Below are 18709 nucleotides of genomic sequence, written 5' to 3' on the forward strand. Positions count from 1 at the left end.
TGGGCGAATACCTGCCCCCAGTGTGCAGGATTCGATACCAAATGGTCATCAGGAAACCGCTCGCAGCGGCGGCCTTGGTGGACTGGGGAACGGCGCTACTTGGCGCCCAGCACGCGCAGGCCGATGCCGAAGGCCATGGGGAGCAGCACGCAGATGAGCGCCCCCGCGGTCTTCATGCGGACCAGGTGTCGCAGGGCGAGGTAGGTGAGCACGGCTTCGACCAGGTAGAAGAGGTCCAGCGTGTAGAAGAAGGCCTGGAGCTTGATGCTTTCGGTATGCAGGAAGTAGCCCAGTGAGGTGGGGGCGATCTTGTCGGGCGTGAGGCCGCCGATGGGACGCACCAGGCAGATCACCACGATCAGCAGCATCTGGGGCAGCTTCACCAGGGCCGGTACCACGGCCGCGCTCAGGGCCTGGGGATAGCTGGGGGCTTCGCCCTCGGGCAGGGCCTTGCCGATCAGCCAGTAGAACAGCGCCACGAGGGCCATGGCGGCGGCGGTGCCGAAGAGGGCGCCCAGGATGCTGAAGGGGAGGATGAACTTCTTCTGCATCTCGATGATCATGTCGATCTGCGAGGACTGGACCTGGGGGTTGCGCTCGAGGATGGGGCGCAGCATCTCGTCCACGTCCACCTTGAGGCCCCAGGCGACGGTGATGACCAGGGCGAAGGTGATGAGGACACCCAGGGCCCAGCCCCAGCTCGGCGCCTTGCTCAGCCGCTGGAAGAGTTCCACCGGCGCCGTGAACACCCCCGCGATCTGATCCAGTAGGCCGGGGGCCTGGGGAGGGGTCGGCTCGGGCTGATGGCCATACAGGGATTCGGGCTGGTCGCTCATGGGGGCTCCGTGGCATTCACGATAGGGGGGTCTGCGCGCCATTGTCGCAGGCCACCGCCCAACGGCGGGATTCGGCCGCCGGCCGGTGCATGGTTCCCGGGGGATGGCCCCTGACAATTCGTCAAGAAAACATTGAGAAACCTGACAACCGTGCCCGGCGGGACTAGAGTTTTAGACCTCGAACCTCGCCAGTCCCCCACTCAACCCATCCGGAGGTCCCATGGCCACCCTCGCCGCCAAGTCCGAGTCCCTGATCGCGCAGGAGAACCAGTTCGGCGCGCACAACTACCATCCGCTCGACGTCGTCTGCACCAAGGGCGAGGGTGTCTTCCTCACCGACGTGGACGGCAAGAAGTACATGGACTTCCTGGCCGCCTACTCCGCCGTGAACCAGGGCCACAACCACCCGAAGATCGGCGAGGCCATGATCGCCCAGATCAAGACCCTGGCCCTCACCAGCCGCGCCTTCCGCAACGACCAGTTCCCCCCGCTGCTCGAGAAGCTCTGCAAGCTGACGGGCTTCGACAAGGCCCTGCTCATGAACAGCGGCGCCGAGGCCGTGGAAACCGCGCTGAAGGCCATGCGCAAGTGGGGCTACGACAAGAAGGGCATCGAGTACGGCAAGGCTGAAATCATCGTGGCCGACGGCAACTTCCACGGCCGCACCATCTCCATCGTGGGCTTCAGCACCGATCCCGACAGCACCAGCAAGTTCGGCCCCTTCACCCCCGGTTTTGTGATCGTGCCCTACGGCGATCTGGAAGCCGTGAAGAAGGCCATCAACCCGAACACCTGCGCCATCTTCATGGAGCCCATCCAGGGTGAGGGCGGCGTGGTCATCCCGCCCGAGGGCTTCCTCAAGGGCCTGCGCGAGGTGGCCACGGCCAACAACTGCCTGCTGGTGCTGGACGAGATCCAGTCCGGCCTGGGCCGCACGGGCAAGATGTTCGCCTTCGAGCACGAGGGCATCCGTCCCGACGGCATCACCATCGGCAAGGCCCTCAGCGGCGGCTACTACCCCGTCAGCGCCTTCCTGGCCAACGACGAAGTCATGGACGTGTTCACCCCCGGCATCCACGGCAGCACCTACGGCGGCAATCCGCTGGCCTGCGCCGTCGCCAGTGCCGCCCTGGATGTGCTCGTCGACGAGAAGCTGGTGGAGCGCGCCGCCGAACTCGGCGAGTACTTCGCGAAGCGCCTGCGCGGCATGAAGTCCGACAAGGTGGAGCTGGTGCGCGTGCGCGGCCTGTGGGCCGGCGTGCAGCTCAAGGAGAGCGCCGGCAAGGCCCGTCCCTACTGCTACCAGCTCAAGGATCGCGGCATGCTCTGCAAGGACACCCACGAGCAGATCATCCGCCTCGCGCCCCCCCTCGTGATCACGAAGGAGCAGATCGATTGGGCCGTGGACCAGCTGGAAGCCGTCCTCGCCTAGCTGGAAAGTCCGACTCCCGACCGCGCCCCCTGCTCCAGGGGGCGCGGTGCGTTCAGGCCTGTCCATCCTCCCTGGTTGCAACCTGGAGGGCGCCAAGGGAGGAACCCGGAATAGGTCGAACAGACTAAGATGCTTTAGGTCAAATTAAGATAATATTAATGTTATGCTTGCTGGACATTGATCGCTGCGATGCCGTCTTTGGGTGCCTCGAGGGACCCGGGACGCCAGGTCGAAGGGGGAGTCCATGCGAGTACTGGTCACGGGAGCCACGGGATACATCGGGGGACGCCTGGTCCCCCGCCTCATCGCCAAGGGGCACTCGGTGCGCTGCCTGGCCCGGGATCCCCAGCAGCTCCAGGGGCGGCCCTGGCCCGGCGTCGAGATCGTGCAGGGGGACCTGGGGAGTCCCGAGACCCTCCCCTTCGCCCTGGAGGGCATCGACGTGGCCTACTACCTGGTCCACGCCATGGCCGACGGCAAGTCCTTCCGGGAGCAGGACCGCAAGATGGCCCGCGCCTTCGGGGAGGCGGCCCGGCGAGCCAGGGTCCGGCGCATCGTCTACCTGGGCGGCCTCGGCGACCCGGGCGAGCTGCACAGCAAGCACCTGATCAGCCGCCAGGAGGTGGGGCAGAACCTCGCCCGGGCTGGCGTGCCCGTGGTGGAGTTCCGCGCGGCGGTGATCGTGGGGTCCGGCTCGGCCAGCTTCGAGATGATCCGCCACCTCACGGACCGCCTGCCGCTGATGGTGGCCCCGCGCTGGGTGGAGACCCGCTGCCAGCCCATCGGCATCCGCAGCGTGCTGGACTATCTGGAGGAGGCCCTGGACCACCCCGAGGCCCGGGGCATCTACGAGATCGGCGGAACCGACATCCTGACCTACCGGGAGATGATGCTCGGCTATGCCCGGGCCAAGGGCCTGCACCGCATCATCCTGCCGGTGCCCATGCCGAAGCGGAATTTCAGCAGCCGGGTGATCGACCTCCTGACCCCGATCCCGCACCGCATCGCGGCGGCCCTGCTGGAGAGCCTCCGCACCGAGGTGGTGGTGCGGGACGATCGCGCCCTCCACACCTTCGCCGTGCGACCCACCACCTACGCCGAGGCGCTGGACCGCGCCCTGGGGCGCATTGCCGCGGACGACGTGGAGACCACCTGGGCCTCCAGCCTGGCCAGCACGGTCCGGAAGGATCCCGTGGGGCGGCAGCTGGACAACCAGGAGGGGTTGCTGGTGGAGCGCCACTGGCGCAAGGTGCAGGCTTCTCCCGAGCGCGTCATGGATATCATCTGCGCGCTGGGGGGCGAGCAGGGCTGGCCCGCCGGCAACGCCCTCTGGCAGCTCCGGGGCGCCATCGACCGGGCCATGGGCGGCGTGGGCATGCGCCGGGGACGGCGGCATCCCAAGGACCTGCGCGTGGGCGATCCCCTGGACTTCTGGCGGGTGGAGTCCTTCGAGCCGGGGCGGATCCTGCGCCTGCGCGCCGAGATGAGGCTGCCCGGCCGGGCCTGGCTGCAGTTCGAGGTGCGCCCGGAGGGCAGGCAGACCCACCTGGAGCAGACCGCCTTCTTCGAGCCCCACGGCCTCTCCGGCAACCTCTACTGGTACTCGGCCATGCAGCTGCACCGGTTCATCTTCCCGGGCCTCATCCGCGCCATCCAGACCCGCGCCGAGGAGGACCACACCCTGGACTACACCCTGCCTGGCCTGCCGGCCCCGACCCTGCTCGTGCAAGAGTGAAGGGGGGCCGTCGAGGCGCCCCCGAACTTCATGTGGAGTCCCCATGTTCCAGGGCTGCATCGAGTCCATCCATATCGCGCCTTCAGCCGAAGCCGCCATGCGCAGCGTCGACCAGGTGGTGGCCATCGCCGGCGTGGGGCTGGAGGGGGACCGGTATGCCACACGGACGGGCAGCTTCTCCGCCAAGCCCAAGCCGGGACGCCAGCTCACGCTCATCGAGGCCGAGGCCATCGAGGCGCTGGAGCGGGAGCTGGGGATGGTGCTGGCCCCCGGCGAAACCCGGCGCAACCTCGTGACCCGCGGGGTGGCCCTGAACCACCTGGTGGGGCGCGAGTTCACCGTGGGCGGCGTGCGCCTGCGCGGCCACGAGCTCTGCGAGCCCTGCGGCGACCTGGCCCGCATGACGGCCAAGCCGCAGATCCTGCCGGGGCTCGTGCACCGCGGTGGGCTGCGGGCTGAGATCCTCGAAGGCGGTCTGCTCCGCGTCGGGGATCTGATCGACTGAGGTGGGCGTTGGGCGTGCGGTTGCTGTCGTTCGTTGTTGATCCTCAGGTTGCTTTGTCGGATGCTTGAGCCGCATTGCAGGCTGTCGCCTGCGTTCTGGGAGGGCGCGCCCTCCAGGGAGGTCAGCCATGCGCTCCATCGGTCTGTCACTCGCGTTGGGATGCGCCCTCGGGGCCCAGGTTCCCGACCGCCCCACGGAGGCTTTCTTCAAGGGGGATCCCACCCAGGTGATGCTGGCCTGTGCGGAGCGGGCCGCGAACCTGAAGCCCGGGAAGGACCGGGTGTTGGCCCAGGCCGGTCGCGCCCACCTCATCGCCGGGGACCGGGCCAAGGCGGAGGCCTATTTCCAGAGGGTGGTCGGCGGGGACGCGGAGGCCTTCCGGTGGATGGGCCAGGCCTGGCTGGAGTGCGGCAACCCCAAGCTGGGCGTGGCCGCGCTGCTCAAGGTCGCCGAGCAGGATCCTGCCGCCAAGAACATCCAGCGCGACGCGGCCGTGGTTCTCATGGATGCCGGGTTCGCCAAGGAGGCCGACGAGGTCATGACCGGGGCCTTCCGGGTGGCGCCCCGCGACTGGCAGAACGTGACGGCTTTCGGCCGGGCCTGCCTCCGGCAGAAGCGGCAGGACCTGGCGGCCATCTGGTTCGAGCGGATCATGACCACCCGGCGCAAGACGGAGGGCCTCTGGAACGAGATCGCCCTGGCCTTCGCGGATCAGGGGGTGGAGCGATGAGCACCCGTGGCTGGAGCCTTCCCGTCTGTCTCGGCCTTCTGGCCCTGTGTCCGGCCTCGGCGCAGGCGCCCAAGGTTCCGGATGCGGCCTTCTTCTCCCAGGACCGAAAGGTGCTGATGCGGCTCTGCGCCGAGGAGGCCCGGCGTCTCGACCCCAAGGACACGCACTTGATGGTGGAGTACGGCGACACGATGCTGGCACTCGGGGAACGCCAGAAGGCGGAAGAGGCCTTCGAGAAGGCCGTCGCCGCGAAGCCCACCGACCCCCAGACCCACCACCTCATCGGTCTGGCCTGGCTCCGCAAAGGCTTCCGGCCGGAGGCCCTGAAGGCCTACCAGGCCATGGTCTCCGTGGAACTCTCCGGTCGCTACGAGCGGCTGAAGAACATCCTCAACAAGGCCGCCGTGGATCTCATCGCGGCCGGGGAGGTGAAGGTGGCCGCGGACTACATGGAGCGTGCCTATCAGCTGGACAAGAGCGACGCCAACAACTTCCTGGAATTCGGCCGCGCCGCCCTCCTGGCCGGTGAGAGGGACCTGGCCGCCCTCTATTTCGCCCGGGCCGCCAAGGCCGATCCCAATGACGTGGACGTGTGGCTGGAGATCACCAATGCCCATGCCGAGCTGCTCCTGAGAAGCGCCAGGCAGCCGGGAGCCAAATAAGACCGAGGGGCGAGTCCAGATCGACCGCCATCACCACGACCGATGGCGCGTCAGCCTTTGGGGGCGGGCGCCCCGGGCGTCCGGAACCGCGCCAGGAGCAGCCCCGCCGCGCCGGCGATGAGGAAGGTGGCCAGCCAGACGCTCCTCGGGCCGGCCTTGGCATAGGCCAGGACGCCCAGCCAGGGGCCCAGGGCCAGGGCTGCGGCGAAGGCCAGGGAGAGCAGGCCCATGTACTCGCCGCGGCGGTCCGGGGGCGCCAGGGTGGCCACGGCATCGCTCATGGCGGGGAACAGGATCATCTCGCCGAAGGTCCAGATCACCGTCGTGACGATCAGCATCGCATAGCTGGTGGCCCAGGCCGTGAGGCCGAAGCCGACGGCGAGGCAGAGCGAGCCCAGGAGCAGGAGCCGGCCGTGGCGCCAGTGGCCCATGGCGAGGTTCAGGGGCACCTCGAGCGCCACGATCAGGAGGGTGTTCACCGTGAACAGGATGCCGAAGAAGCGGCTGCCCAGGCCGAGGTCGCGCACCACCCAGAGGGGCAGGGTGCCCTCGATCTGGAAGAACACCATCAGCGCGGGGATGAAGGGCAGCAGCAGGAAGAGCAGGTGCCGGTCCCGCCAGGGGCTGCCGCCGGGCGCGTGATCGTGCGGCAGGTCCGGGGTGGGTTGGGCCTTCAGCAGGAGGCTCAGCAGGGCGGCGCCGGCCAGGGTGCTGAGGCCATCGGTCCAGAAGACCCAGCGGTAGCTGTGGTGGGCGATGAGGCCACCCGCGGCGGGACCCACCGCCATGCCGAGGTTGACGGCCAGGCGGTGCAGGGCGAAGACGGCCTTGCGCTGCTCGGGCGCGGCGAGGCCGGTGAGCAGGGCCATGGCGCTGGGCCAGAAGGCCTGGGTGAGGCCAGCCCACAGGAAGATGAGCGCGAAGAGCAGGGGCTTCGTGCTGGCGAAGGGCAGGATCAGCAGCAGAGCGCCCGAGCTCCAGAGGCTCGCCTTCAGGACGTGGACATGGCCCAGGCGGTCCGCCAGGCGGCCGGAGAAGGGCCCCGCCGTCAGGGCGCCGGCTCCGTAGATCATCATCCCGTAGCCGGCTTCTGCGGGCGTCCAGCGGCGGCCCTCGGTGAGGTACAGCACCAGGAAGGGCAGGGCCATGGTGCCCAGGCGGTTGATCAGCGTGCTGGCGCAGACCAGCCAGACTTCGCGGGGAAGGCCGCGGAGGCCGCGCCAGGGGTTCACGGTCGGGGATCCCGGTCGCGATCGCTGCGGCACCACTCGCTCCAGCTGCCGACATAGAGGGCGGCGCCGGGGAGGCCCGCCACGTCCAGGGCCAGCAGCGTGTGGCAGGCGGTGACGCCGGAGCCGCAGTGGACGGCGAGGCGCTCCGGCGGCGTGCCGTCCAGCAGGGGGCCGTACAGGGCGCGCAGGGCCTCGGGGCTCTTGAAGCATCCGTCGGGTCCGAGGTTCTCGTTCCAGGGCAGGTTCAGCGAGCCCGGGATGTGGCCGGCCACGGGGTCGAAGGGCTCAGACTCTCCGCGCCAGCGCTCCTGGGAGCGGACGTCCAGCAGCTTGCGGCCGGGGTCCTTCCGCAGGGTCTCCACCTCCTCCGCGTCGACCGTGGGGAACTGCCAGCGCGCCACCGGATAGGGCCCGAGGGTCGTCACGGGCGCGAGGTCCGAGGTCAGGGGCATCCCAGCCCCGAGGGCCTTCGGAAGCCCGCCGTCCAGCACGCGGACCTCCTCATGGCCCAGGGCCCGCAGCATCCACCAGAGGCGGGCCGCCGCGTTGCCGCCGCCGTTCGCATCGTAGAGCACGATCCGGGTGGCGGGGCCGATGCCCCAGGCGCCCACCTGCGCCGCAAAGCGCGGCAGCGAGGGCAGGGGATGGCGCCCTCCCCTCGCCGGATCGTGGCCCGGGTCGGAGGCGGTGCTGAGCTGGCGGTTCAGGTCGGCATGCAGGGCCCCCGGCAGGTGGCCCGCCGCGTAGTCCGTGGAATCGGGGCGGGCATCCAGCAGGCGGACCGAGGCAAGCTGGGATCGAAGGTCGGAAGCGGAGATCAGGTTCATCCCCACAGTATGAAGTGGTCGATAGGGACATTACCCTGAAGCCTGCCCATAGATCTCGGTCAACGCATGCGTTGCCCGAGGAAGCCCCGGAGGCCCCATGTCCGATGCCTATGTCCCCGAGTCCCGCTGGCGCCTGGCAGTGGCGTTCCTGCTCGTCGGCGGGGGCCTCCTGCTGGGCGGGGTGGCCCTCACCCGCGGGATGTCCGGCGGGGGCGGAGAAGGGGCTGCCAGTGGCGCGGACGTGAGCGGGGTGGCGATCCGGGATGCCGACGGCAACCGCCACACCCTGGCCGATTTCAAGGGCAAGGTGGTGCTGGTGGACGTGTGGGCCACCTGGTGCCCGCCCTGCCGCCGGTCGCTGCCCGAAGTCGCAGAACTGCAGAAGGCCGGCGGGGACCGCTACGTGGTCCTGCCCATCTCCGTGGACAGCGGGGGGTGGGGTGACGTGAAGCCCTTCCTGGCCCAGAACCCCCAGCTGGGACTCACGGCCTACCTTCCGGAGGGTGGTCGCGCGCTGGACGCCTTCGGCGAGGTCCGTAGCATTCCCACCACGCTGGTGATCGACCGGCAGGGCCGGCTCGTGAAGCGCTGGTCCGGGTACGGCGAGGGGATGGCGCGACGGGCCCTGGAGGAGGCCCTGAAGGCCCGGTGATGATCCCGACCCCACCTGTGGTGGCCTCCGGCTTCCGGCGGGCCTGGGCCCTGGCGCTTGGGGTGTTGATCGTCATCCTGGCGGGCCCCTTCCTGCTCCTGCCCACCCGCCTGGCCCGGGTGGCCGAGGCCTGGGCGGCGCTGCTGTTCCTGGCCCTTTGGGTCCTGATGGTGGCCCTGGTGATCGCGCGCCTGCTGTGGTCGACAACTGCGGTGTTCACCTGGCTCGAGCGCCGCCTGCGTTCCTGGGTGGCCTGGTTCGCGGCGGACCCCGCGGGATTGTGGCTCCACTGGACCCGGCAGGCACACCGCTCCGAGATGGCCCATTGGTGCCTCGAGCAGGCGGTGGCGGCTGGCGGGGCGGAGGCGCAGTTCCAGCACGGTCTCATCTTCCTGGAAGGCAGTTTCGGTCCCAGCGGCCAGGACGCCGCCATGGAGCGCTTCCGCCAGGCTGCGGACCAGGGCCATCCCGAGGCGGCCTTCCGTCTGGCAGAGGTCCTCCGCACGGGGGCGGGCCAGATCATCCCGGATCGTGCCGGGGCGGAGTCCTGGTACCTGCGGTCCGCCGGGTTGGGTTATGGCCCGGCGGCAGCCTGGCTGGCCCACGCCTATGGCCTGGGCGATGGGGTGCCGGCCGATGAAGTTCGGGCAAGGCGCTGGTCGGAGCAGGCGGAGCGCCTGCGCCCCCACCCGGAGCTCTCGCGCAGCGTCCTGCGGCACGATGCCGCGCCCGAGGATCCCCTGGTGCGCCTGGTCGCCAGGACGGTCCACGGAATGGAGTCCCTCGCCGCCCGGGGCGTGGAGTATCGGGCCGGACGCTGGAGTCTGCTCCTGGGGGCCCTGGTCCTGGGAGTGGCCCTGCTGGGTACCTTCGGCTGGCTCATCTGGGCCGGGTCGTCCTCGTTGTTCCACCTGCCCCTGCTGATGGCTGCCTCCCTGCTGCTTCTGCTGGGCTGGCAGACCCGCCAGCTACGGGCGGACCGGCCACGGTCGGGCCGGGACCGGCTGCTGGAGGCGGCCGGGGCGGGGGATCCGGAAGCCTGTCACCGCCTGGGTCTGGCCTACCGCCAGGGCAGCCCCGACCGGCCCCGGGATGACCTCAGCGCCGCCCTCTGGTTCCGGAAGGCGGCGGACCTGGGTCACCGCGAGGCCATGCTGGCCCTTGCCGAGGCCTACCTGGGGGGACATGGTGTCCTGCGGGATCCCCGCGAGGCCGCCCGCTGGGCCGAAGCGGCCCGTCGCGAGTCAACTTCCTGAGTCCAGTGCCCGATGATGATGGCAGGGGGAGCCATGTCCCGATCTTGGTTGGCGCTGGTGGTGCTTCTCACCCTCACGGGGTGCAGGGAGGATCCGCGCCGCATCGAGAATGAGAACCTCGGGATTGCCGTCACCTTCCCGGGACCTCCCAAGCTGCACCGGCACACAGACCCTGGACCCTTCGGCGACGTGGAGTGGTTCGACCTGGCCATGAGCCCGGCGGGCCGCCTGGATGAGACCTTCAGCGTCGCGGTGGGCAACCTGCCTCCGGGGGACAAGGGCGGGACCACGCCCCGGGAGATCCTGACCACCTACCAGAACTTCCTCGGCTACCGGTTCGGCGCGCTCCAGCGCACGGAGCTGCCCGCGGACAAGGGGCCCGGATTCCGCTACAAGGTGAAGGGGCCCAACGGCGGCGTGGTGGAGGGCATCGTGGTCGTGCGCCGGGGGCGGCTGCACCATGCCCAGGCCATCGTGAGGAAGGAGGGCGATCCCAGGACGGAGGCCTTCCTGGGCGATCTGGAAGTCCGGACGCGCTGAGCCAGCAGAGCCTCAGGCGTGTTCGAGCAGCGCCGCTTCCACTGCGGCGACCAGGTGCTCGGCCTCGGCATCGGGCGCCAGGTTCTGGTGCGTGCCCGGAACGGCCTCGCCGATGCCGACGAAGGGCATGCCGGCGGCCTGGGCCGCGACCAGGTCATGGGGGCGGTCGCCCACGTAGAGGTGGGGGCCCGGGCCGCCCCTCAGGGCCCGCTTCAGGAGGTCCGTCCGGTCGTGGCGCGGCAGCGAGCCCAGCCTGGGGATGACCGGGTCCACTCCCAGAACCTCGGCCTTGAAGGCCAGCAGCCCTGGCGCATTGCCGGAGACGAGCCAGACCGGCCGGGAGGCGGCCAGCCGATGCATGCCCTCCAGGACGCCTTCGAACCTCAGCGCCCGCTGGATCCCCGGGGCGAAGGTGGCGCGGAACCGCTCGACGCAGGCGGCCTCGTAGGCGGCGTAGCCCGCTTCATCCAGGTCGCGGCCGAAGCGCATCCGGTGCAGGTCGTCCACGATCTCCCAGTCCGTGGAGCCACGGCAGAGCCGCAGCTGCTCCAAGGTGGGAGTCGCCCCCCACAACCCGCCCAGGGCCTCGCGCAGCAGCACGAAGCCGGAGCTGAAGTGCCCCAGGGTTCCGTCGAGGTCAAAGCAGATCGGCACGACCGCACTCCCACGCTGGCCCAGGATCTCACGGGATGGCACCCTGGAAGGGAAGGTGGTACCCCGTGCGCCGGTTGATCGTCCTGCTCCTTTTGACTTTCTCGTTGCCGATCGGCGCCCAGGAAGGGCTCCGCTACCGGATCCAGCTCTGGATGCGCGGCGAGGAGCAGGCGATGGAGGCCCGCTTCCGGCTCCAGTCCGCCGCCGCGATCCGCAGCCACAACAAGGTGCAGAAGCCCCGCATGGGCGGGTGGCGCCTGGAGGCGGACCGCACGGAGGGCACGCCCTATGCACAGGCGATGCTGCTGGGCCGGGCCGAACGGCTGCTCTACCTCGCCGGCCCCTCGCCGCAGACCCGGCCTGAGCCCATCGCCCTCCGCTTCGGCAACCGCAGCCTTCCCGTCTGGAGCCTCGAGATGCCGCGGGGCCTGCACGCCTCCACGGTGCTGGTGGAAGTGGCTCCGAAGCTGCTCGCCCTCTGCGACTTCAGCGTGCGGTTCGAGCAGGGGGACATCGCTCGGCTGGAATTGCACCTGGAGGGGCTGGACAGCACCGCTGGCCTCGCGCCTGCAGAAGCCGGGACCACGCTGCTCAGCACCCTCCAGGCCTGGGCCCGGGAGGCCGGGGAGGCCGCCGAGAGCACGGTGACGGTGCGCTGAGGCGGCGCCCTAGAGCAGCGTGAGGGTCGTCGTCTTCTTCGTCTGGGACGAGGCACCGAAACCTGAGCTGCGATCCTCGCTGGTGGCGCGCGTGGCCACCAGGCGGTTGCCGATCCGGCTGAATTGAAGCTCCTGGGTGTTGCCGCCCTCGAAGCTGATGAACATGCGGCTACCCTTGTAGCTCACGCTGCTGGAGAAGGCCAGGGGCACGCCGTCCGCACCGACCCACACCTTGGCCTCGACCTTCAGTTCCTTGAGGTACTTTTTCTGGCTCTCGGGGATCTTCGGCGCCAGCTTCAGTACCAGGAGCCTGGCGGGCTTGCCCTGCCAGGTGTCCGCCTTCTCCTCCTGGACCTGGGCCTGGGCCAGATCGCGCAGCAGGGCCTCGGCGTGGTTCAGGGATTCCCCGACCTCGAGGGGGTCCACGTTGCGCAGCGCGGTGCGGGTGGGGGCCGGGCGGTCGGGCTCCCGTTCCTGGGCGGCGAGTTCCTTTGCGGCCTGCTGGAGGGTGCCGCGGCCCCAGGCCACCTTGAGGCCCTGGGGGCCATCCTCGAGCTGGGCCGTGACCTTGCCCTGGCTGATGACGGGTTTCTTGTCGTCCGTGGTCTGGCGCCAGAAGCTATGGTCCAGGGTGGCCTTCACGGGCTCGGAGCCCTGGAGCTTCTGCAGGGACGAGCGCAGGTCGTCCAGGCCATTGGCCCCGAGGGGCAAGGCCAGGGATAGCAGAAGGATGGACAGACGCATGAGGACTCCGGGCTGGACCAGGGATGCCGAAGCTACGGCCCGAGGTTCCCGGAGGTTATCCTGGGACCCGGGGGAAGCATGCCGTTCAGGGATGAATGCGGGGTTTTCGGGATCTGCCGCCAGACGGAAGCCTCCCGCCAGACCTACCTGGGTCTTTACGCCCTGCAGCACCGTGGCCAGGAGGCCGCCGGCATCTGCTCCGGTGACGACCAGGGCCTGCACCTCCACAAGGCGCAGGGCTACGTGGCGGACGTGTTCACGGAGGCGGTGCTGGACGCCCTGCCGGGCGACGCGGCCATCGGCCACACGCGCTACTCCACCACCGGCGGCAACGTGGCCTCGGCCGCCCACCCCTTCCTCATCCACGGCCGCTTCGGCCAGGTGGCCCTGTGCCACAACGGCAACCTCACCAATACCGGCGAGCTGCGCGACCGGCTCATCGCCGAGGGCCACACCTTCACCAGCCCCTCCGACAGCGAGGTCCTGCTGGCCCTCATCAACCGCGCCCAGGCCGACACGCTGGAAGATGCCGTGGTGGCGGCCCTGCGGGAGGCCAAGGGGGCCTACTCGCTGCTGATCCTCACCGACGACGCGCTCATCGCGGCGCGGGATCCCCACGGCTTCCGGCCCCTGGCCATGGGCCACATGGGCGAGACCCACGCCTTCAGCTCGGAAACCTGCGCCTTCGACCTGGTGGGCGCCAGCTATGACCGCGACGTGGTCCCCGGGGAGATGGTGGTGGTGTCGCGGAAGACTGGCGAGATCCGGTCACGCTTCCCCCTGCCCAAGGTGCAGCCGAAGCCCTGCGTGTTCGAGCACATCTACTTCGCCCGGCCGGATTCGCTGGTCTACGGCCAGAGCGTGATGGTGGCGCGGCGCGAGATGGGGCGCCGCCTGGCTCTGCGCCATCCCGTGGAGGCCGATCTGATCGTGCCCGTGCCGGACAGCGGCGTGAGCGCGGCCCTGGGCTATTCCGAGCAGTCCGGCATCCCCTTCGACTTCGGCATCATCCGCAACCACTACGTGGGCCGCACCTTCATCGAACCCAAGCAGAACATCCGCAGCTTCGGCGTGAAGGTGAAGCTGAACCCCGTGCGGCACCTGCTGGCGGGCAAGCGCGTGGTGCTGGTGGACGACAGCATCGTGCGCGGCACCACCAGCAAGAAGATCGTGCAGATGGTGCGCGAGGCCGGCGCCAGCGAGGTGCACATGCGCATCGCCTGCCCGCCCACGACGCACTCCTGCTTCTACGGCATCGACACGCCCAAGCGCCAGCACCTCATCGCCTCGTACATGCCCCTCGCGGAGATCACTGCCTTCGTGGAGGCGGACACGCTCGGCTACCTGAGCCTGGAGGACCTCGAAGGCTGCATGGGTGATGATGGCACCGGCTTCTGCTACGCCTGCTTCACCGGCGACTACCCGGTGGCCCCGGGCGGATGAGCACCGGCCCCTCGGGCCCCCCCCAGGCCCGCTTCGAGGACGGGCTGCGTTTCCTCGCGGCCGCCCTGGCACTGGACATCGACCATCGGAACAGCGCCGCCATCGTCTCGGCCGGCTGCGATGCCATCCAGTGCTTCCTCGCCGTCTTCGAGGCGGCGGCCCGTCACCATTTACCGGACCCCGCAGGCGAGACAGCCCGCCTGCGGGGCCAGCTCGAGGCCCTGCTTACGCCCAGGCAGTCCCCGGAAGCCGCAGCCCGCCATGCCCTCGAGGCTGCCCGGCTGGCGCGGGATCAGGCCTCCCGCCTGCTGCCTCGCCTCCTCGGCTGAGATTAGAAATTCACACTGCCCAAAGGGACGTTCTGCGGCACGGGATTCCCGCCGAAGCGTTCCACCGGCAGCGCCGCCGAAGCGAGGTTCCCGGCGGGGACGGTGGCCCCCTGGGAGCGCCAGAACCGCCGGAGGTCCTCGCGGAACCAGACGATGAACTCCTGGAAGGCCACCTGGCGCAGTTCCTCCCGCGTGAGCTCGCCGAACACCTCCACCACGGCCGAGGCGGAGGCCTCGGGCACGCGGAAGGTCTTCCAGGGCCTCGAGTCACCCTCCGCGCGCGCCAGCACCCTCGTCAGGAAGACTCCATCGCGCCCGGGCAGAGGCGGCTCCCCGGCCAGCAGGCCGGAGGCGAGGCAGAGGCAGATCAGGGCGCGCATGGACTTGATATGGTGCCAGAGATGCCGAGGTTCCCGTCCCAACCGGCCGGGGTCTGCTGATAGGTTTGACCCATGCCCATCGCCATCCTCGGACCCACGGCCTCCGGCAAATCCGCCGTGGCCGTGGCCGTGGCGCGCCGCCTCGGGGGCGCCGTGGTCAACGGCGATCCCTTCCAGGCCATCCAGGGGCTGGCCATCGGCACTGGGCAGCCGGACGCGGCCGAGCAGGGCGGGGTGCCGCACCTGGGCTACGGAGCGCTGCCCCTCTCGGCCCGCCCCAATCCCAAAGCCTTCGGGGCATCGGTCAGGGGGTGGCTGGCCGAGGCTTCCAAACCGGTGCTGGTGACGGGATCCGGTCTGTACCTGCGGGGCATCTGGGACCAGCTCTCGGATCTGCCCCCGGTCGATCCGGCGCTGGTGGACCGGGTCCGATCCTGGGGGGTCCGGCTGGGCGTGCCCACCCTTCACCGCTATCTGGCGGCCGTGGATCCGGCCCGCGCCGCGGCCCTGCACCCCCACGACGCAGCCCGGGTCCAGCGGGCCCTGGGTCTCCACTTGGCGACCGGTGGCGCCCCGTCGGAGTTTCTCTCCAGACCGGCCACCGGCGTTCCCCCGGGATGGCGGGTGCTGGTGGTCGCGCCCGGCCGCGAGCGCCGCCGCGAGCGCGTGGTGGCGAGGGTGGCCGCGCAGGTGGCGGCAGGCTGGCTGGACGAGGTGGCGGGCCTGGTGGCGACCGGCCATGCCGACGACCTGAGGGCCCTCCGGCCCCTGGGCTATGCGGCCTGGATGGCGGGCGGCGATCCCCATGCGACCCGGCTCGACGTGATCCAGGAGACCCAGGCCTACGCCAAGCGCCAGGCCACCTGGTTCCGCAACCAGCTGCCGGAGGCGCCGGTCTGGGATCCGGATCTGGAGCCGCTGGGGGCGGCCTTCGAGCGGCTGGGGCTGGGATGAGGCCGGAGAGCTGGTACGAGGGCCGGACCTCGCTGGAGCTGCTGCGGGGGGAAGGCTGGGCCTGGATAGGTCTGCGCTCGGGCGACGGCCTGAACCGCCTGCACAGCGACCTGCTGGTGGCCCTGGACCAGCTGTTCATCGAGCTGCGCTGGGCAGGGACGCGCCGTGTGGCCCTCAGCGCCGCGGGGTGGATGGCAGGCGTGCCGTCCGGGCTTTGCCTGGACAGCACGCAGGGGGCTCCGGGGGGGACATCGCTGGCATCAGCGAGCAGGCGGTCCCCCCCGGCTGCGTTAGCACGCGGGCACCACTTCTCCGCCGGGGCCGATCTGCACGAGGTGGGCGCGCTGGATGCCGTGTCCGCCGAACCCTTCTCCCGGCGCGGTCAGCGGGTCATGGCGCACCTGCTCTGGTCCGGCTGGCGCAGCCTCACCCTGATTTCCGGCGTGGCCATGGGGGGCGGCTGCGACCTCGCCCTGCACGGCCAGGAGCGCTGGGCCGTGGCGGCCGATGCCGAAGGCCGGCACGGCCTGCGGCTGGCCCATCCCGCCGCGAAGCACGGCATCCTCACGGGTTTCGGGGGCACCGTGCGGCTGCCCGAAATCCTGGGGCGCCGCGGGGCGGACCGCCTGTTCCGGGATTTCGAGACCTGGAGTGAGACCACGGCCCTGCAGCTGGGTGCCATCCATCGGGTGGTAGCTCCAACCGCGATCGGTTCGGAGGTCCACGTATGGCTGGCAGGATCCGGCTAGAAGCTAATGGCGCGCCGCTGCAAGGATCGGAAGGGCCATGATGAGCAGCGGGATCAGGCAGCAGCAGGCCAGGAAGAGAGGCGTCAGCACGGCGCAGATGCCGCGCCAGGTATCCGTTTTGTGCATGCGGGCCAGGCCCATGCCCGTGACGATCAGGCCGGCGATCTGGATCAGCATCCCGATCAAGGGGATGAATCCGCCGAGTTGCAGGAAGGCGTGGGCATAGCCGTAGGCCCGGATGCTCTGGCTGGTGCCCACGCCAGGCTTGAGTCCACCCCACAGCCAAAGGAAGAAGTGGTTGAAGGCGCCGCCGATGACCATGCCCAGGAAGCTGAATAGGGGCAGGAGCAGCAGGGTCGCGCCGAAAATCACAGGCAGGACCGCGGCGATGGCCTTGCCGTCGCCCTTTCCGGTCTGTTCGAGGGCCGCGAACATGGCGCCCATCCCCAGGAGGAGGAAGGCCATTGCGGCGAGCAGGAACGCGGGGATGGAGAGCAGGAGCAGGAAGCGCCAGGGTGCGCCCAGCCCTTCTGTGACGGGCACGCGGTCGAACAGTTCCATGGGGTTGCTGAACACCAGCCGGAACATGCCGCCCACCCGGGACCAGAAGGTGGGGAAGGTCTCGGGATCCTCGAAGGGCACGGGTCGCAGCGCCGGCAGGAGCGCCTGAGGCTCCTCGGCGAAGGGAGGTGGCATGGGCGGCAGGTTTGCCGGGGGCTCATTCAGCTGAATGACCGGGGGGATCGCATCGTTGGGGCCGGTGATCTCGCTCATCCGTCGCTCCGGAGGTTGAGGTACGCTATCACGCTTCGCGGAAGTCCCTGGGCCGCAACCCCAGCTTTTCCAGGCGGGAGAGCAGCGTGGAGGGCGCCAGGTCCGCCAGGGCCGCGGCCCCGTCGGGGCCGGCGATCTTGCCCTGCGTGTGCTGGAGGAGGCGCTCCAGGTAGGTGCGCTCCTGGGCCTCCCAGGTGGGGGGGCGGCTGGTGCGCTCGCCCCGGAGGGGCAGGGCTCCGGGTGGGAGCTGAAGCTCACGGCCGGCCGAGAGGATGGCGGCGCGCTCCAGCACGTTGTGCAGCTCCCGGACATTGCCCGGCCAGGCGTAGGCCTCCAGCTGATCGCGCACCGCCGGCGGCAGCCGCACGGCGGGACGGCGGTTCTCCCGGGCGAAGCGATCCAGGAAGCCCTCCGCCAGGGCGGCGATGTCCTGGGGCCGTTCGCGGAGGGGCGGCAGGTGGATGGGGAAGACGCTGAGCCGGTAGAAGAGGTCCTCGCGGAAGCGCCCTTCGGCCACGGCGGCGCGGAGGTCCGCGTGGGTGGCGGCCACCAGCCGCACGTCCACCTTTCGGGGCTTCTCGCTGCCGAGGGGATCGATCTCCTTTTCCTGGATGGCGCGCAGCAGCTTGGGCTGGAGGTCCAGGGGCAGGTCGCCGATCTCGTCGAGGAAGAGCGTGCCTCCGTCCGCCAGTTCGAACCTCCCCTTGCGGGCCGAGGCCGCGCCGCTGAAGGCCCCCTTCACGTGGCCGAAGAGCTCGGATTCGATGAGCGTGGCGGGCAGGGCACTGCAGTTCACCTTGATGAAGGGTTTCTCGCGGCGGGGCGAGAGGTGGTGGAGGGTCTGGGCCACCTTCTCCTTGCCGGTCCCGGTCTCGCCGGTGATGAGCACCGTGGCGGCGGTGGCGGCCACCTGCCGCAGCTGGTCGAGGATGTTCTGCATGGCGGGGCTTTCGGCGCGGAGGGGCTCCTGCAGCACGTCCCGCCGTTGCACCTCGCGGAAGTAGCTGACCTCCTCCGCCAGGGTCCGCTCCCGCTCGGCCAGCCGAGTCAGGTGCTCCGCCTGCTTGAGGCCCAGGGCCAGCAGCGAGGCGAAGACGCCCACATGGTGCAGCACGCTGTCCGGGTACTGGCGGCAGACCATGGCGTCGAGCGTCATGAGGCCAAAGGTCTCGCCGCGGCTCCGCAGCGGCGCCACCATGCAGCTGTGGCCGTGGGGCATCTCCAGGAGGCCGTGGAAGGTGTCCTCGCCGGGATCATCCTCCTCGAAGGTGGCGGGCCGCGAGCGGGCCTTGAGGGCGTTCTGGAGGCGCAGGTTGCCGCGCACGGGGATGCGGGCCTCCGCCAGCTGGGGCGTGGCGAGGGGCCCGACGGCGTGGGCCACCCGGAGGCTGTCGCCGTCCCGCAGCAGGACGGTGGCCAGGTCATAGGGCACCAGCTGGCCCAGGCGCTCGAAGGCGTGGGCCACCATGCGGTCGGGTTCCTCGCCCAGGGTGAGGAGGGCACCGGCTTCCTCCACCAGGCGGGCCCCCGTGAGGGCGGCATCGAGATCCGGGATGGGCACAGGTACCTCCGGGCCTGATTCTCGGTATTTCGAGAGATGGGTCAAGGGCTTCCGC

General features: G+C 70.1%; 21 protein-coding genes. 13 read left to right on the top strand and 8 right to left on the bottom strand.

Annotated elements, in window-relative coordinates; genetic code table 11:
* Window positions 1-95 precede the first annotated feature (95 nt).
* Window positions 96-836: a YIP1 family protein gene (locus QOZ81_RS03515; RefSeq protein WP_291201566.1), complete on the bottom strand. Its 741-nt coding sequence runs from the start codon at window positions 834-836 to the stop codon at window positions 96-98.
* Window positions 837-1056: 220 nt separating this feature from the next.
* Between QOZ81_RS03515 and rocD the strand changes: the two genes are divergently transcribed.
* From rocD to QOZ81_RS03540, 5 genes are all read left to right on the top strand, one after another.
* The gene (gene rocD, locus QOZ81_RS03520; protein WP_291201563.1) at window positions 1057-2268 is read left to right on the top strand and encodes an ornithine--oxo-acid transaminase; all 1212 of its coding nucleotides are present in this window, start codon (window positions 1057-1059) and stop codon (window positions 2266-2268) included.
* A 244-nt stretch (window positions 2269-2512) separates the two neighbouring features.
* Window positions 2513-4003, top strand: a complete 1491-nt coding sequence (locus tag QOZ81_RS03525) for a DUF2867 domain-containing protein (protein ID WP_291201560.1) — start codon at window positions 2513-2515, stop codon at window positions 4001-4003.
* Between the two features lie 43 nt (window positions 4004-4046).
* On the top strand, window positions 4047-4508 hold the full coding sequence (locus QOZ81_RS03530; RefSeq protein ID WP_291201557.1) for an MOSC domain-containing protein: 462 nt from the start codon (window positions 4047-4049) through the stop codon (window positions 4506-4508).
* A 127-nt stretch (window positions 4509-4635) separates the two neighbouring features.
* On the top strand, window positions 4636-5238 hold the full coding sequence (locus tag QOZ81_RS03535) for a tetratricopeptide repeat protein (RefSeq protein WP_291201555.1): 603 nt from the start codon (window positions 4636-4638) through the stop codon (window positions 5236-5238).
* Window positions 5235-5900 carry a tetratricopeptide repeat protein gene (locus QOZ81_RS03540; RefSeq protein ID WP_291201552.1) on the top strand — a complete coding sequence of 222 codons (666 nt, stop codon included), beginning with the start codon at window positions 5235-5237 and terminating at the stop codon, window positions 5898-5900. Before QOZ81_RS03535 ends, QOZ81_RS03540 begins: the two co-directional genes overlap by 4 nt.
* 50 nt (window positions 5901-5950) lie before the next feature.
* On the opposite strand, the gene QOZ81_RS03545 is transcribed toward QOZ81_RS03540, so the two are convergent.
* Window positions 5951-7132: an MFS transporter gene (locus QOZ81_RS03545; protein ID WP_291201549.1), complete on the bottom strand. Its 1182-nt coding sequence runs from the start codon at window positions 7130-7132 to the stop codon at window positions 5951-5953.
* Window positions 7129-7959, bottom strand: coding sequence for a sulfurtransferase (locus QOZ81_RS03550; protein ID WP_291201546.1), 831 nt, complete (start codon window positions 7957-7959; stop codon window positions 7129-7131). Before QOZ81_RS03550 ends, QOZ81_RS03545 begins: the two co-directional genes overlap by 4 nt.
* 97 nt (window positions 7960-8056) lie before the next feature.
* Between QOZ81_RS03550 and QOZ81_RS03555 the strand changes: the two genes are divergently transcribed.
* Genes QOZ81_RS03555 through QOZ81_RS03565 form a run of 3 tightly spaced genes read left to right on the top strand, consistent with a single transcriptional unit; the run spans window position 8057 to window position 10407 of the window.
* Window positions 8057-8611, top strand: coding sequence for a TlpA family protein disulfide reductase (locus QOZ81_RS03555; RefSeq protein WP_291201543.1), 555 nt, complete (start codon window positions 8057-8059; stop codon window positions 8609-8611).
* Window positions 8611-9867 (top strand): SEL1-like repeat protein, encoded by a 1257-nt coding sequence (locus tag QOZ81_RS03560; protein ID WP_291201540.1) that lies wholly within the window; start codon window positions 8611-8613, stop codon window positions 9865-9867. Before QOZ81_RS03555 ends, QOZ81_RS03560 begins: the two co-directional genes overlap by 1 nt.
* A 33-nt stretch (window positions 9868-9900) precedes the next feature.
* Window positions 9901-10407, top strand: a complete 507-nt coding sequence (locus tag QOZ81_RS03565; RefSeq protein WP_291201537.1) for a hypothetical protein — start codon at window positions 9901-9903, stop codon at window positions 10405-10407.
* 12 nt (window positions 10408-10419) lie between these two features.
* Here the strand turns inward: QOZ81_RS03565 and QOZ81_RS03570 are convergent, their stop codons facing one another.
* Complete coding sequence (locus QOZ81_RS03570) at window positions 10420-11061, bottom strand: HAD family hydrolase (RefSeq protein ID WP_291201535.1); 642 nt, start codon at window positions 11059-11061, stop codon at window positions 10420-10422.
* Between the two features lie 65 nt (window positions 11062-11126).
* Here QOZ81_RS03570 and QOZ81_RS03575 point away from each other — a divergent pair, with 65 nt between their 5' ends.
* The gene (locus QOZ81_RS03575; RefSeq protein ID WP_291201532.1) at window positions 11127-11720 is read left to right on the top strand and encodes a hypothetical protein; all 594 of its coding nucleotides are present in this window, start codon (window positions 11127-11129) and stop codon (window positions 11718-11720) included.
* 9 nt (window positions 11721-11729) lie between these two features.
* On the opposite strand, the gene QOZ81_RS03580 is transcribed toward QOZ81_RS03575, so the two are convergent.
* The gene (locus tag QOZ81_RS03580; protein WP_291201529.1) at window positions 11730-12464 is read right to left on the bottom strand and encodes a hypothetical protein; all 735 of its coding nucleotides are present in this window, start codon (window positions 12462-12464) and stop codon (window positions 11730-11732) included.
* Window positions 12465-12542: 78 nt separating this feature from the next.
* Here QOZ81_RS03580 and purF point away from each other — a divergent pair, with 78 nt between their 5' ends.
* On the top strand, window positions 12543-13907 hold the full coding sequence (gene purF / locus QOZ81_RS03585; RefSeq protein ID WP_291201526.1) for an amidophosphoribosyltransferase: 1365 nt from the start codon (window positions 12543-12545) through the stop codon (window positions 13905-13907).
* A complete protein-coding gene (locus QOZ81_RS03590) occupies window positions 13904-14236 on the top strand; it encodes a hypothetical protein (protein WP_291201524.1) in 333 nt (110 codons plus the stop codon). Before purF ends, QOZ81_RS03590 begins: the two co-directional genes overlap by 4 nt.
* Window positions 14237-14238: 2 nt before the next feature.
* Here QOZ81_RS03590 and QOZ81_RS03595 read toward each other — a convergent pair whose 3' ends face one another.
* A complete protein-coding gene (locus tag QOZ81_RS03595) occupies window positions 14239-14616 on the bottom strand; it encodes a hypothetical protein (protein WP_291201521.1) in 378 nt (125 codons plus the stop codon).
* A 72-nt stretch (window positions 14617-14688) separates the two neighbouring features.
* Here QOZ81_RS03595 and QOZ81_RS03600 point away from each other — a divergent pair, with 72 nt between their 5' ends.
* Together QOZ81_RS03600 and QOZ81_RS03605 are read left to right on the top strand one after the other, a co-directional pair.
* Window positions 14689-15570: a tRNA (adenosine(37)-N6)-dimethylallyltransferase gene (locus QOZ81_RS03600; RefSeq protein WP_291201518.1), complete on the top strand. Its 882-nt coding sequence runs from the start codon at window positions 14689-14691 to the stop codon at window positions 15568-15570.
* The gene (locus tag QOZ81_RS03605) at window positions 15567-16319 is read left to right on the top strand and encodes an enoyl-CoA hydratase/isomerase family protein (protein WP_291201515.1); all 753 of its coding nucleotides are present in this window, start codon (window positions 15567-15569) and stop codon (window positions 16317-16319) included. Before QOZ81_RS03600 ends, QOZ81_RS03605 begins: the two co-directional genes overlap by 4 nt.
* 3 nt (window positions 16320-16322) lie before the next feature.
* Here QOZ81_RS03605 and QOZ81_RS03610 read toward each other — a convergent pair whose 3' ends face one another.
* Together QOZ81_RS03610 and QOZ81_RS03615 are read right to left on the bottom strand one after the other, a co-directional pair.
* Window positions 16323-17093, bottom strand: coding sequence for a hypothetical protein (locus QOZ81_RS03610; protein WP_291201512.1), 771 nt, complete (start codon window positions 17091-17093; stop codon window positions 16323-16325).
* Between the two features lie 28 nt (window positions 17094-17121).
* Window positions 17122-18654 carry a sigma 54-interacting transcriptional regulator gene (locus QOZ81_RS03615; protein ID WP_291201509.1) on the bottom strand — a complete coding sequence of 511 codons (1533 nt, stop codon included), beginning with the start codon at window positions 18652-18654 and terminating at the stop codon, window positions 17122-17124.
* Between the last annotated feature and the right edge of the window lie 55 nt (window positions 18655-18709).

Source organism: Geothrix sp. (assembly GCF_030219325.1).
GTDB lineage: Bacteria > Acidobacteriota > Holophagae > Holophagales > Holophagaceae > Geothrix.